This window comes from Xanthomonas sp. NCPPB 3959, assembly GCF_056675575.1.
Genome location: NZ_JBWWVR010000005.1, coordinates 203,508 through 217,830, shown reverse-complemented (window position 1 = coordinate 217,830; position 14,323 = coordinate 203,508). Strand labels below are relative to the sequence as shown.

The 14,323-nt window shown below is 63.6% G+C and carries 8 protein-coding genes, 1 other RNA gene and 1 pseudogene; 4 read left to right on the top strand and 6 right to left on the bottom strand.

The window, feature by feature from the left end:
- Positions 1-125 precede the first annotated feature (125 nt).
- Positions 126-1,706, bottom strand: a complete 1,581-nt coding sequence (locus AC1KVG_RS08320) for a thioredoxin family protein (RefSeq protein ID WP_481094081.1) — start codon at positions 1,704-1,706, stop codon at positions 126-128.
- 505 nt (positions 1,707-2,211) lie between these two features.
- Between AC1KVG_RS08320 and AC1KVG_RS08315 the strand changes: the two genes are divergently transcribed.
- Positions 2,212-2,895, top strand: coding sequence for a thermonuclease family protein (locus AC1KVG_RS08315; protein WP_481094117.1), 684 nt, complete (start codon positions 2,212-2,214; stop codon positions 2,893-2,895).
- Between the two features lie 215 nt (positions 2,896-3,110).
- Here the strand turns inward: AC1KVG_RS08315 and AC1KVG_RS08310 are convergent, their stop codons facing one another.
- Positions 3,111-3,452 carry an HPF/RaiA family ribosome-associated protein gene (locus tag AC1KVG_RS08310; RefSeq protein ID WP_006451224.1) on the bottom strand — a complete coding sequence of 114 codons (342 nt, stop codon included), beginning with the start codon at positions 3,450-3,452 and terminating at the stop codon, positions 3,111-3,113.
- A 353-nt stretch (positions 3,453-3,805) separates the two neighbouring features.
- On the opposite strand from AC1KVG_RS08310, the gene AC1KVG_RS08305 reads away from it, so the two are divergent.
- Positions 3,806-6,229 (top strand): DUF3772 domain-containing protein, encoded by a 2,424-nt coding sequence (locus AC1KVG_RS08305; RefSeq protein WP_481094116.1) that lies wholly within the window; start codon positions 3,806-3,808, stop codon positions 6,227-6,229.
- A 636-nt stretch (positions 6,230-6,865) separates the two neighbouring features.
- On the opposite strand, the gene AC1KVG_RS08300 is transcribed toward AC1KVG_RS08305, so the two are convergent.
- The 4 genes and pseudogenes from AC1KVG_RS08300 to AC1KVG_RS08285 all read right to left on the bottom strand — a co-directional run bounded on the left by AC1KVG_RS08300 (position 6,866) and on the right by AC1KVG_RS08285 (position 11,495).
- Positions 6,866-6,942, bottom strand: a non-coding RNA gene (locus AC1KVG_RS08300) — sX9 sRNA.
- 47 nt (positions 6,943-6,989) lie between these two features.
- Positions 6,990-7,259 (bottom strand): annotated as a pseudogene (locus AC1KVG_RS08295) (hypothetical protein); the annotation flags it as partial.
- 42 nt (positions 7,260-7,301) lie between these two features.
- Positions 7,302-9,410: a phosphoglycerol transferase I gene (locus tag AC1KVG_RS08290; protein WP_180315394.1), complete on the bottom strand. Its 2,109-nt coding sequence runs from the start codon at positions 9,408-9,410 to the stop codon at positions 7,302-7,304.
- Between the two features lie 360 nt (positions 9,411-9,770).
- Positions 9,771-11,495, bottom strand: a complete 1,725-nt coding sequence (locus AC1KVG_RS08285) for an ABC1 kinase family protein (RefSeq protein ID WP_481094080.1) — start codon at positions 11,493-11,495, stop codon at positions 9,771-9,773.
- A gap of 129 nt (positions 11,496-11,624) precedes the next feature.
- On the opposite strand from AC1KVG_RS08285, the gene AC1KVG_RS08280 reads away from it, so the two are divergent.
- The gene (locus AC1KVG_RS08280; protein WP_481094079.1) at positions 11,625-12,566 is read left to right on the top strand and encodes a DUF808 domain-containing protein; all 942 of its coding nucleotides are present in this window, start codon (positions 11,625-11,627) and stop codon (positions 12,564-12,566) included.
- 427 nt (positions 12,567-12,993) lie between these two features.
- Positions 12,994-14,298: a glycoside hydrolase family 10-like protein gene (locus tag AC1KVG_RS08275; RefSeq protein ID WP_481094115.1), complete on the top strand. Its 1,305-nt coding sequence runs from the start codon at positions 12,994-12,996 to the stop codon at positions 14,296-14,298.
- Positions 14,299-14,323 lie beyond the last annotated feature (25 nt).

Sequence of the window (14,323 nt, the reverse complement as noted above, 5' to 3'; positions counted from 1 at the left end):
AGCTGTGGGCGATCACGTGTACGACGCGGTGATCGACGGGGCGACGTTGTCTGCGTTTCTGCTGGTGAAGCAGCTGTTATGCGGATCCACCTGCGTAGGTACACCGCGCATCTACGCCGCGCGCGTCACCCCAGCCAGCCGGCACAGGCGGCTGGCTTGTTCTTGTCCGCGCAACTTGTCTGGGCCTTCTGGCGCAGGCGCGTCAGGACTGCACCGCCAGCCGGGCTCTGCTTGCTCCACGTCTTCAACGATGCTCCGACTTCCTCAAAGTGCTCGTGGTTCTCTTGCAGATAGCCATCGGATTGCCGCGTCAGATCCCCGATCACTCGGGTTGCAAGCGTCTCGATACCGGTAACGTCATCGGGGCTGAGGCGGATCAGCGCGTCCAGATAGGTCATGCCCCGCTCCACGATGGTCCCCTGGCTACCGGTCGAATCGTAGGCCTTTTTGAACCATGACAGCGCAGTCTTTGAGTCACCGCGCTGCTCGGCCAGTATGCCCAGGTAGGGCATGTAGTAAGACGGTGTCTTGCTACGCGCCAACTCGGCCTGCATCAATTGAGCAGATCCTTTGTTATCGCCCACCAGAGCCAACAAGCCGGCAGCACTTGCAATCGTGGATTGACGCTCTTCATCAGTCTTCGCTTCCATCACCGCCCATTGAACGCGCTGGTGCACGGTCTTGACGACTGCTGCGGGCAGCGGAGGTGGCGGTGTATTTCTTTCAGGTTTGGCCGGCTGGCCTTGCGCCAGGCGTGCAAGGTCGATCTCGGCATACGCAGTCCGCAGACGGTCAACAATCGGTAGCGAGGGATCGGCATAGGCCTGCGCCAACGCCTGATTGAACTCCTTGGACAATTCTGCACGTTTGCCCACATCGTCGGTCGCCGCAGCAATCAGCGTGGCGGCACCACGAACCAGTACATTGAGATTGTTCCGGACTTCCGACGGGTCGGAAAGCATCGTTTGCAGCAACGTGTATGTTGCCTGGCTTGCGACGGGCTTCTGTTTTGTGACGACCACTGCCAGCAGCTCGAAGCGACGCTGCAAGGCCGGCTGCGGTGCCGCCTTTGCCAATGCAGCAAGCACGCCGGGTGCAGTCTTTGCATCTATCAGCTGGTCGTCCTGTAACCAGCTGTAGTTGCCGAGAAGGGTCCACTCCTCAGGCTTGAGTGTGTGTGGAGCTTTGAGCGCCCGTTCCAGGATCTGTTTTGTACTTGTGCTGGATTGCGCTGCCACACGCAGACTATCGACAAGCTCGGCAGTACTGCTGTCGCCAACCAGCCGCGTGATTTCGCTGCGATCCGGGCGTAGCAAGATAACAGTGGGATACCCCTTGACGCCGAAGCGTTCGCCCCAGGTTTGCGCTTCTTCCAGGTCTGCGTCCAGATGCACCGCAACGAATTGCTGCGTCTGCGCGATGAATCCCGGGTCCTTGAATGTGGTGGCTTTGAGCCGGTTGCACGGTGGGCACCAGATTGCGCCCCAATACAACATGATGGGTTTGCCTGCTTTCTTGGCCTGTTCCAGGGCTTCCTCAACATTCCCCTCATGCCAGCTTATGGCGGGCGCCGCTGCGGGCCGCGTTGCTGCTGCGGGCGGCGCGGAGACCGCCGACGGCGTCGATCTTTCACAGGCCGTGAGCGCTGCCAGCAAAGCGGAAAGTGCGATTAGCGTGGGGGACGGCGAACGAAACGACAGTGCCATGGGAAGCCTTTGCCTGACTGAGGTTGGCTGAACGCGTTTGTCTAAAAACACTTCCACGCCTGTAATTTTCTGAAGTTTTGCCTTTTTTGACCTTGCCCAGAGCGGAAGATGCGAACTGCCGTCACGCCGAACGCATCGTTGGTGGGAAGCGCATGCGCCAGAAGGGGATGACTCGGCCCACCCTTCGGTCAACCCGAAGCCGAGCGAAGCCCACGGCTAGTTCATCGAGCGTCTACAGCAATCACTGAGCCTGCTCGACATCCGGCCCTTGACTACGTAGTCATCGGCGGCCGCAAGAACGTCAGCCTGGCGGCAAGGAATGGGGATCGCGCTCCCTTTCGCAGCCGCTTCCCGCTACAGTGCGGGCCGTTTTGGCACGCATCCATTGCTTGCCCAGCGATCAGGCCGACGGAGCCGACCTGACACAGCCAACCGGCTGAAACGTTGCCAACAAGGCGAGCAGAAAGGACCGCGCGTGCCGATTTCTTGAAGGAAGTTGCTGTTGATGTTGTTCAGATGTTCGTTGTTTTTTTCGCTTGCGTTGATTGCTTCATCCGTTTTCGCACAAGAGCTCCGCGGCCGCGCGATGGTGACCGACGGAGACACCATCACCGTCGCTCAAAAGCGCATCCGTCTTTGGGGCATCGATGCTCCGGAAAGCGCACAGCAGTGCACAGCCAAGGACGGGCGCGCCTGGCCGTGTGGCCGACGCTCAGCCGCAGCGCTGGATAGCCATCTGCTGGACAAAACCGTGCGCTGTGAACCGCACGACATGGATCGCTATGGAAGGATCGTTGCGGAGTGCTTCGTCCAGGGACAGTCCCTCAACGGCTGGATGGTCCGCTCGGGTTGGGCAGTGGCGTATCGTCAATACGCGACCTCCTTCGTCGCAGACGAACGCATTGCCCAGCAACAGGAGCGCAACATCTGGAGCGGGTCCTTTCAGATGCCATCGGACTTCCGACGCGCCAAACGCGCGTCTTCGGTGAAGGCGTCATCCCACGCATCGACTGTTGTCATCGCGGGTTGCAAGATCAAAGGGAACATCTCTGGCAAGGGGAAAAAGATTTTCCACATGCCCGGTCAGCGCGACTACGAACGCACCTCCATTGCGACCGCCCGCGGCGAGCGGATGTTCTGCAGTTCCAGAGAAGCCTTGGAGGCCGGATGGCAGCCGGCAAAACGTTGATTCCACGTTGTTGCGCAAGCGCAGGTCATCACGCATGGTTGCAGCAAGTAGTGCCGCAAACGACGGCGTCCAAGCGCCAGCCCGCTGCAGCGGCTGGCGGCTCCACCTCGCTTAGCAAAGCGGCCCGCTGCAGTGTCACCGCAGCGGGCCGATGTTTTTTTTGGTTTGGCACGGCAGGGGCGCAATGCGGCCCTGCCGTAGCTCAGATGCTCTGATCAGAGCATGTCCGGCGGCGGCGCGGTCGCCTTGGCGTGCTGCTTGCCGCGCGCATGTTCGATGGCGGTACGCAGCTTGCGCGCGGCGCCGGTGACGGCGGAAGCGGTGGTTTCGGCGCTATTGGTGGCCGCGATCGGCGGCAGGCCGGCGACGTGTGCCTCGATGCTGCAGGTTCGATCCGCCGCGCCGCCGCGTTGACCGTTTTCATCGCGCAAATGCACTTCGACGCGGGTGATGTCGTTGGCGAAATGCGCCAGCTGGGCGGAGCAGGTCTTCTCGACATGCTGCACGACAGAGGGGTCATGCGGCACGTGCTTGTCGGTCTGGATCTGAATCTGCATAGAGTGTCTCCTTCGCGGTCATCCGCTGCGTCTGCCGTAGCGGTGACTCGATTCTGCGACAGCGCACCGTTGCCGCGAGGTGACAAGCTGCACCGCGTTCATGCGCAGGTCGGAATGGGTGGGGCGTCCATCCCCCTGCGGCTGCCAGCTGTGCCGCGGCTGTCGCGCACGAACCGCCAATCGCGGATTGCCAGTCCACACTGGCGAGCTCTGCCAGACTGAATCCTCACGGCAGCAGCGATCGGCTGTACCCGAAGCAGTGGATTAAGATGCCGTCACTGCGGTAGTCCGCGCTTGTCCAATGCCTGCCTGTGTCTCAATTCCGATTTGCTCTGGGTGCCCATCGCGGCGTGTTGCGGCGTGTGCTGTTGCTGGCTGCGTTATGGATGGTGTGCGTAGGCGCCGCAGTGGCGCAGGACGACGACACGCTGCTGGAGAACGCGCAGACCCAGCTGGACAGCATGCAGAAGGTGCTGAGCCAGGCCGACACTGGCATGGACAAGGCCGATAAGGACCAGCTCGGCAAGCTGACCGACGACGTCACCGGCGCGCAGCGGCAGGCGCAGGATCTGGTACGCACGCTGGAGCCGCCGCTGAAGGAACTCAACGTGCGGCTGGAGGGGCTGGGCGTCGCTCAAAAGAACGAACCGACCGACTTGCGCGAGCAGCGCCAGTCGCTGACCAAGCAGCGCGATCGGCTGGATGCCGAGTTCAAGCGCGCCACGCTGCTGGTCTCCAATGCCAAGGACCTGGCCGATCGGCTCGAACGCGAACGGGTGCAACGCTTCAGCGTGCAGCTCTCCACGCGTGTCGCCTCGCCGCTGTCGCCGACATTGTGGAACCAGATCGCACAGCAATGGCCCGACGATCGTGCCCGTCTGCAGGCGCTTTCCGCCAAGACGGTGCAGATGGTGCAGGCGGGAACTGCAGCCAATGGCGTGGGCGGGCTGATCACCGCCGCCGTGATCGCGTTGCTGCTGGCACTCCCGATGCGGATCTTCCTGCGCCACCTGGGGCGCCGTTACGCAGCCTCGCGTGCGCCCGGCGGACGCCTGCGACGCTCCGGGCTGGCACTGTGGTTCTTGCTGGTCGGTACGCTGAGCCTTGGGATTGCGGCGTTCGTGCTGGTTGAAGGCATCCGCGCGCTCGGCGAGCTGCCGGACGATCTGGATCAACTGCTGACCGGGTTTGTCGCCGTCAGTCTGGTGGCCGCCTTCGTCGGTTCGCTCAGTGCAAGCCTGTTGATGAAGCACCAACCCAGCTGGCGCTTGTTTCCGCTGGACGATGCCACCGTCGACCGCCTGCGCGTGCATTGCCTGGCTACCGCCGCGGTCATCTGGCTCAGCGGCATGGCCGCAAAGATCAGTGAAGCCGCAGGCAGCAGCCCTGCGCTGACCACCGCCACCGATGCGGTCGCCGCGTTGTTGTATGCGGGGTTGATCCTGTCGGCGCTGGCCGGCCTGAGCCTGTCGTTGCGGGCGCAGGCGGCGACTGCGGGCGCGGTCGATCCCGACAGCGATGCGCCAACGCCGGTGGTGTCGCGGGGCGGCGGCTTCATCGTGCTGATTCGGCTGCTGGGCCATCTGGCGGTGATCTTCGCCCTGATATCAGCCTTGTTCGGCTACCTCAATCTGGCCTTGTTCGTGGAGCGGCAGATCATCTGGATCACCCTGATCTGCAGCCTGCTCGGTTTGCTGGTGGTGTTTGCCGACGATCTGATGAGCTGGATGTTCAATCCGGACGGCCGTTTCAGCCGCGCGCTGTCGCATGCGCTGAGCATCGGTAGCGGACGCCTGGTCCAGCTGGGGCTGCTGATGTCCGCAGCGACGCGGGTGCTGCTGGTGCTGTTGGGCATCGCAGTGCTACTGACGCCTTATGGAGCCAATATCAATGTAGTGACTGGCTGGGCGGAGAACATTACCCACGGCATCCCCATTGGCAAGGAACTGGTGATCACCCCCAGCGATGTGTTCAGGGCGCTGTGCGTGTTCCTGCTCGGCATGGGGCTGGTGCACGTGGTGCAGCAGTGGCTGCTCAACACCTATCTGCCCAAGACCGAGCTCGATGACGGTGCGCGCAACTCCATCAGTACGGTGGCGCGCTATCTGGGCTGGTTGATCGTGGCGATCTGGGGCCTGACCGCACTGGGCCTGGATTTGAAGCGACTCGCGCTGGTGTTGAGCGCATTGTCGGTAGGCATCGGTTTCGGCTTGCAGGCGATCACGCAGAACTTTGTGTCTGGCTTGATTCTGCTGGCCGAGCGGCCGGTGAAGATCGGCGATTGGGTGCGCATTGGTGACCAGGAGGGCGATGTGCGCAAGATCAGCGTGCGCGCCACCGAAATTCAAGTAGGCGACCGCTCCACCTTGATCGTGCCCAATTCGGAATTGATCACCAAGAGCGTACGCAACATGACGCTGTCCAACCCGATGGGCCGGGTGCAGCTGCAGTTCTCGGTGCCGCTGGAAGCAGAGGTGGCCAAGGTGCGCGACATGTTGCTGGAACTGTTCGCCGGGCACACCAAGGTGTTGGCCGAGCCGGCGCCGGCGGTGTTCATCGATTCGCTGGCCGGCGGCCACGTCAACTTCAATTCGTTCGCCTATGTCCGCAGCCCGCGCGATGCATATGGCGTACGCAGCGAGTTGTTCTTTGCGCTGCTGCAGCGGATGGAAACCGTGGGCATTGCGCTGCAATCGCCGCAGGAGATTCGTTTCAGCCGTGCGGGCGCGGCGGTGGCGCGCGATGCAGGCGATGGCACGCCTGCATCGGAAGACTGAGCCTGCGAGTGCACGCAGTGTGCGGGGATGGGACCCGTAGCCGCGTCGTAGATCAGCTGCTGTACGACTGATCTATCCGCACTGTCCAACTGCTCCAAAATAACCGGGATGTCGAGGCTTCGCGTTGTTTGGGTACAGTCAAACGATCAGGTCAAGAGCTTGGTTAGTCGAGTCGAGTCGAGTGTGCGGTGCCCTCACCGCTCGCGGGACACGCCGTGAATCCATCCCTGGAGGCTCGGTGGCGGCATCCATGCCGCCACACGGTCCCGCAATCGGTGAGGGCACCGCACCAGGACGTTAGTCGGGTAGCCGGATAAAAAGCTGGCCGCCTCGCAAGTTGCGTAGGCTTGCTGGCATGGTTCGCAGAACACGATAGCTGGCGAATTAGAAGCACGTCATGCCCTGCTTGCAACCATGCGCACCGAGCATCTTGACTGGTCCTTGCCCGCCTACCGTCGCGGGACCTTACGCGGCATGGATGCCGCGTAAGAGCCTACACGGACGTACTTGCGGCGTGTCCCGCGATGGTGGGCGGGCAAGGGCCCTGCAGCGAAGTCACAGATCAACCGCTCTACAAGTGATCTATCCGCGCTGTCCATCCAATCCAGGACAACCTAAATCTCATGGTCTTCAGGTGGCTGACAAAAACGTCGCGAGCAATGGGCACATGGGTGTGGACGGCGCACTCAGACCGACATGTACGCGAGGTACATGCCGCATCGATCAACAGCAGCACACGTTTGCCGCACAGCGCCGCAACTCAGGAGCGGTCTGCGACAGGTGTTTCCTTGACCAGCGCCAGATCGTCCACGCTGACGTCTTCGGTGTAATCCAGCCATGCACGGATTTCCAGGTCCTCCACCGCATGTTCCAGGCCCACCGGCATGCGGATGCGTCCCGCCGCATCGGGCACCACCCATTGCTGGGCCAGCACCACCTTACGCTCGGACGACACTGCTTCCACCCAGAATGCACGCGTGGGCCGGCGTTTAGCGTACAGCTCCAGCATGTAGCGGCCGGCCTCGGTCTTGTCGATCAACAGCGGCACACGTTTGCCGCACAGCGCCGCAACTCAGGAGCGGTCTGCGACAGGTGTTTCCTTGACCAGTGCCAGATCGTCCACGCTGACGTCTTCGGTGTAATCCAGCCAGGCGCGGATTTCCAGGTCCTCCACCGCATGTTCCAGGCCTACCGGCATGCGGATGCGTCCCGCCGCATCGGGCACCACCCATTGCTGGGCCAGCACCACCTTGCGTTCGGACGACACCGCTTCCACCCAGAATGCACGCGTGGGCCGGCGTTTAGCGTACAGCTCGAGCATGTAGCGGCCGGCCTCGGTCTTGCGCGCGGTCTGGGTCAACATGATCGGCTGGCGCACGCGCGGGCGCGGGCCTTGCTGGCTGGCATCCAATGGCGCATCGACAGCAATGCCACGGGTTAGGTCCGGGTCCCGATACAGCTTCATGCTCTGCTGGCGGTCGACCACCAGCGCGCACCAATCGCCGTCGGCCGAGCCGTCTTCGAATGCCGTGCAGCGGTCCACATACGCCAGCGTGCCTTCGGTATGCGTGCGATCGAACTGGCGCGAAGTGTTTTCCAGATACACCGTTTTCAGATTGGTGTCCTCGTCGTATTCCAGCAGCACCGGCGGGCGTACCTGCTGCACGCCCACCACCACATCGCCATTGCCGTTGATGCGCAGCATGCGTGTGCTGCGCCCGGTCCATAGCGTGCGTGCGTAGGCGAGATAGCGCGGGTAGTCCTTGCCGCTGTCGCGACTGGCCGCGACGCTGGCGCTGGGTGGCGCATCGCTGGCCAGCAGCGAACGGCCGAAGCCCAGCGTGCGCATGCCCGGTTCCAGCAATTGCAGCAGCGTTGCACCCGAATCCAGTGTGCTGCCGGCGCGCGTGACCACTTGCTGCGGCGCGATGTCCTTGCCCAGGAACAGCAGCAGGTTTTCGCGCTTCTGCTTGGCGAGTACATCGCTGAGATCGTTGGGCATCGCCAGGTGATCGGAGGCGATCACGATGATGGTGTTCTTGCCGTAGCGGCTGTTGCGAATGCGCGCGACCAGCTCGCCGATCAACCGATCGCTGCACTTGATCGCATGCAACAAACCGATGTCGCCCAGCGCGCTGTCGTAGTGCTGGCCTTTGCACGCCAGTGGCAAGTGGCCGGCAGGATGGTGGGTGTCCATGGTCAGCGTGGTGAGCATGAACGGCTGGCCGGCGCGCGACAGCGTCTGGAAGCTGTCCCAGGCATCGTCCAGCAGCACATCGTCGTGCACGCCCCAGGCGGAAAAGTGTTTCGGCGCCACGCCCTTGTCGCGGAAGTAGCTGACGTCGTGCACCACATCGAAACCATGGCTGGACAGAAAACTGCCCTTGCCGGCAAAGCTGGCATCGGCACCACCGACGTAGTGATTGCGGTAGCCCTGATCCTTGAGATAGTCGCCCAGGCAGCGCGCCTCCGGCAGGAACAGGCCCATGCGGCCCATGCTGTTTTCATCGCCGGGCGCGGTGGTCAGCGGCACGCCGCACATCGAGGCGACCATGCCGGCAATGGTCCAGCCGCTGCCTTCGGTGGAGGTGAGGTTGCGTACGTCCACCGCTTCGGTCGCCAGCGCTCGCAGGTTCGGCATCAGGCCGGGAAACACGTCTTCGTCGAAGTAGGTGCGTTCCAGACTTTCGCCGTAGATCCACACGATGTTCTTGCGCTTCTGCAACGGCTGCTGCGGTACCAGATATTCCGGCACCACGGTGGCGTAATCCACCGGGCGCAACTGGTAGTACAGGCGCTTGCCATCGCGATACAGCGGGCTGACCGCGATGCTGACCAGCAACATCGTCACGAACGCAGCGAACACCGCGCCACCACCGCGCGGGCGACGGAAACGCCGCACCTTGAGCAATACCAGCGGGCTGAGCGACAGCAGCACCATGCCGATGAACACGGCGATGTAGCCGGAAAAATCGCTGACCCCGGCGCCGTCCATGTCGGCGCGCAAGTGGTACAGCGTTGCGGCATTGATGCCGTCGCCACTGAGCCGGTCGACCAGACCCCAGGCGCTAAGCAGCAGCAACAGCAACGACAGCAGGCCAGCCTTCAACCACGCCAGACGTGGGGAGGCGACCAACAACCAAAGCAACAGCAACAACGAGAACAACAACATCCAATGCATGCGGCAGCGTCCGTGGGGGAATGATGCGAGCGCGTACCGGACGCCTTGCTCGCCTGTCCTGTGCGCCACACCCAATGTGACACCCGGATGACGGACTATGCCGCGCTGAAGCTGACTGAAATGTTTGGTGGAGTCGAGCGCCTGCCGCAACGCGGCGCAGCGTGCGCGCTGACGATCACCTGATCGCGGTGGCGCTCGCTGGAGATTCGCGGTCTCTGCATTCCGCACCTGGCGTGCTTCTCGCACATGGGCGACGTCTCGATAGCGCCACATCGCCCGACCGCTGGACGCGGCGGTCTTGGCAAGCGACGCCGGGTGGAGCCATGTCGCGCCCGGGTGCGTTCCTACGCGGGGGGGGCGCTATCGGTGCCCGCGTTCCTCGCGTGCACGCACGCGGCGGTCGAAGAACAATGCACTGAGCACGATACCCAGACCCAGGAAGACCCCGAGCAGAAACAGCACCATCGCAATCGCCGGATAGCCCCACAGTTTCAGCCCGGTTTCGATGCGCATCATCTGTGCCGAGGCCATGATCAGCGCCGCCGTCACGATGCCGGCCGCCACCCGGTTGGCGATCTTCTGCAGGCTTTCCATCAGATGCGATTCTTCCAGCCCGGTGACGCGCATCTGCAGGCGGTTTTCTGCGGCCAGCGAGAGAATCTCGGACATGCGCCGCGGCCCTTCGCGCACCAGGTGCTGCAGCTCCATCGCCTCGCTGGCCAGGTTGGCGGCGGACAGGGATTTTTTCAGGCGCGCACGCATCACGTGCTGCAGATGGCGCTCGACGATGCGGCGCGTATCCAGGGTGGGCGACAACGCGCGGCACACGCCTTCCAGATTCAATAGCGTCTTGCCGAGCAGGCTCAACTCCGGCGGCGTACGCAGGCCGTTGGCGGTGGCGATGCGCACCAGATCCAGCACCACGCGGCCTTCGGAGGTGGTGTCGTGGGCGGCGTAGCGGGCGATCATTTGCCCGGTCTCGCGCTGGTAGCGGTCTTCGTCGTAATCCTCCAGCCGCGTGCTGAGCGCGATGGTCTCTTCGGCGACTTCTTCGCCGCGGCCATCGACGGCGGCGAACAGCAGCTTGAGCAAGCGCTCGCGCAGGCGCGGCGGCACGTGGGCGACCATGCCCAGGTCGAAGATCGCCAGGCGCCCGTCCTGCAGCACGCGCAGGTTGCCCGGATGCGGGTCGGCATGGATTTCGCCATGCACGAACATCTGGTCCAGATAGCCCTTGACCAGCTCTGCGGCCAGGTTGTCCATCGGCTGTTCGGTGCGCCGCAGGCCGGAGATCTTGTCCACGCGCACGCCTTCGGCCAGCTGCATGGTGAGCACCTTGCGGCTGCTCAGGTCCCAGATCGGTTGCGGGATCCACAGCATCGGAAACGGCTTGAGGTGCTTGCCGAAGCGCACCAGCGTTTCGGCTTCGTCCTCGTAATTGAGTTCGGCGCGCAGGGTCTTGCCGAATTCGCCCAGCCAGTCGGCAAAGCGCACGCGCCGGCCGATACCGGTCAGCCGGTCGGCGGCGGTGGCAAAGCTCTTGAGCACGTCCAGGTCCGAGCGCACCTGTGCGGCCACTTCGGGCTTTTGCACCTTGATCGCCACCGGGGTGCCGTCGCGCAAGGCGGCGCGGTGCACCTGCGCCAGCGAGGCGCAGCCCAGCGGCACCGGATCGAAAAACGAGAAGGCCTTGTTGACCGAGACGCCGAGTTCTTCTTCGATGATCTGGCGGATGCGCTCCACCGGCACCGAATTGGTGTTTTCCTGCATGCGCTCCAGCGCGGTGGCAAATTCCGGCGGCACGATGTCCGGGCGCGTCGACAGCATCTGGCCCAGTTTGACGAAGGTGGGGCCGAGTGCCTCCAGATCGGAGACGAATTGGTCCGGGGTGCCTTCGGCAGGCACTTCGTACTCGTTGATCGCCGCCGGATCCAGGTTCATGCCGGCAAACACGCCCGAGCCGCGATAGCGCAGCAACAGGCGCAGGATCTGGGTACGCCGGCTCATGCCGCCCACCACGGCGTTATCGGCCGGGATCGCGGCCTGGGCCGGCGTGCGGGAAGGATCGTTCGGACTCAAGGCCATCTCCGGCACTCGTGCAATCGCTGAGTGTGGCCAGCGCTGGGTGGTGACGTGGTGAATCCGACGCACGCAATCACCCCATGCGGGCGCTGGATCGGCGAGAATCCAGCGCCACCCACGAAGGACCCCCGCATGGCCGGTGCCAGCCTGTTCACCCTGCTCGACGACATCGCCACCCTGCTGGACGACGTTTCCATCCTGACCAAGGTCGCGGCCAAGAAGACCGCCGGCGTGCTCGGCGACGATCTGGCGCTCAACGCGCAGCAGGTGACCGGCGTGACCGCCGACCGCGAATTGCCGGTGGTGTGGGCGGTGGCCAAGGGCTCGCTGGTCAACAAGGTGATCCTGGTGCCGGCGGCGCTGGCGATCAGCGCGCTGGAAGCCTGGCTGCGCGGGCGCGGCTACAACGTGCCGCTGGTGATGCCGCTGATGATGATCGGCGGCGCCTACCTGTGCTTCGAGGGTGTGGAGAAGCTGGCGCACAAGTTCCTGCATAACGAGGAAGAAGAAGCGCAGCGGCATGCCGAACGCACCCGCGCGCTGGCCGACGAGAGCGTGGACGTGGTGGCGCTGGAGAAGGACAAGGTCAAGGGTGCGATCCGCACCGACTTCATCCTGTCGGCGGAGATCATCGTGCTGTCGCTGGGCGTGGTGGCCGGGGTGTCGTTCGGCCAGCAGGTCGCGGTGCTGGTGGCGATCGCGCTGGCGATGACGATCGGTGTGTACGGCCTGGTCGCGGCGATCGTGAAGCTGGACGACCTGGGGTTGTACCTGACCAACAAGGGCGCGGCGTTGGCGGCGTTGGGTCGCGGCATTCTGGTGGCCGCACCGTGGCTGATGAAGTTCCTGTCGGTGGCCGGCACGCTGGCGATGTTCCTGGTCGGCGGCGGCATCCTGGTGCACAACATCCCGGCGCTGCACCATTTCGTGCAGGACCTGACCAAGTCGGCTGGCGGCATGGGGTGGTTGGTCGATGCACTGGGCAACATGCTGGTTGGCGTGATCGCCGGTGCGATCGTGCTGGGCGCGGTAATGCTGTTCCAGAAGCTGCGCGGGAAAAAACCGGCGCATTGACGCCGCGTCACGGCCGCCGGGTTGGGAGGCAACTCGGCGCCGGTGTGGCATCGTTGGCTGGCGTTGGTCGAGCGCAATGGCAATGGCAATGGCTGCCAACGATCCGCCAGTGACTGTCGGCCGTTTGCGAGTGTCCATCTGCACGATGGCGCCGCCGTTTCGGGCATTGCGTCACGGCGGCTGCGTACCTGACGAAGCGAAGTTCGTGATTCCGATGTTGCGCGCGTCTTCCGGCGGTCGCCATTGCTAGGGTGTGCTTCGTGGGTGGTATCGGACTGTGCTGCATGACGGCAGCCTGACGTAGAGACCGGGCCACGACTGCAGCAGCGCGATGCAGGAGGGATGCGTGAAGAAAACGGCTGAAGAACAAGACAACACGCGTGCGGCGCGGCCTGCCGTGCAGCAGCCGGATCAAGCGCGCCAGGCAATGTCTGCAGCGGATCGGGATGCGGTACCGGTCGGCGGCTCCCCCGGCATTGGTCGGCGGCGCTTTCTCGGTTTGGGCTCGGCAGCAATGGCCGCGGCCATCGTGGGCGTTCCAGCCAGCGCAGCCACGCTATCGAACGCTCAGATGCGCGCAACCTGGATCACCAGCGTGTTCAATCTCGACTGGCCAAGTGCTGCGTCCGCACGGATCGTCGACCCTGCCGAACGCATCGCGGTACAGCAGCGGGAATTGCTGGCAATCGTCGATCAGGCCCAGGCGCTGCATCTGAATACCCTGGTCTTTCAGGTCAAGCCCTGTGCCGATGCGCTGTACCGCTCGCGTATCCTGCCATGGTCGCCGGTCATGACCGGCGTTCTAGGCAAGGACCCGGGTTTCGACCCGCTGGCATTCTTGCTGCGGCATGCGCATGCGCGGGGCATCCAGGTGCATGCCTGGCTCAATCCCTATCGTGTTTCGACCGGCCTGGACCAGGCCACGCTCGATGCGTTTGCCACTGCGTCGAACGATTCGCCGCAGAGCGTGTATCTGCGCCACCCCGACTGGGTGGGCGTGGCAGCCAATCGGCTGGTGCTCGATCCAGGCATGCCGGCCGTGCGTCGCTGGATCTGTGGCGTGGTCGCCGAACTGGTGGCGTTCTACCACGTGGATGGGGTGCAATTCGATGACTACTTCTACACCGAATCGGCGCAGTCTTCCCTCGACGATGCACAGACCTATGCCGCCCATGGGGCCGGATTTGCCGACAAAGGGGATTGGCGCCGCGACAACACCTATCGATTGATGCGAGAGGTGGCCAGGACCATTCGGGCGATCAGGCCAGGGGTGGCATTTGGGGTCAGCCCGGCCGGAGTGTGGCGCAATCGCCAGGATGATCCGCTGGGCTCGGACACACAGGCCGGTGCGCCCACATTCGATACCGCTTATGCCGATACCCGCCGTTGGGTTCGCGAAGAACTCGTGGACTACATCGTGCCGCAGATTTACTGGCCGCTGGCACGCCAGGCAGTGCGCTACGACACCATCGCACGCTGGTGGGCGGACACCGTGCGCGGTCGGCGCGTGCAACTCTATATCGGCATGGCGTTGTACAAGGTCGGCACTGCCAACGCGCTGGAGCCGGATTGGACACTGGACGGCGGTGTGCCCGAGATCGCCCGCCAGCTTGACGTGAATGCATCGCTGCCTGAGGTTGGCGGCTGCATGTTGTTTCGCCACGGATTTCTCGCTGCGGCCCAGACGCAACAGGTGGTGGACTATCTCAGGCTGCGTTGGCAGAGCCCTTGAAGCAACTGGCAAGACGCCTGCCCAG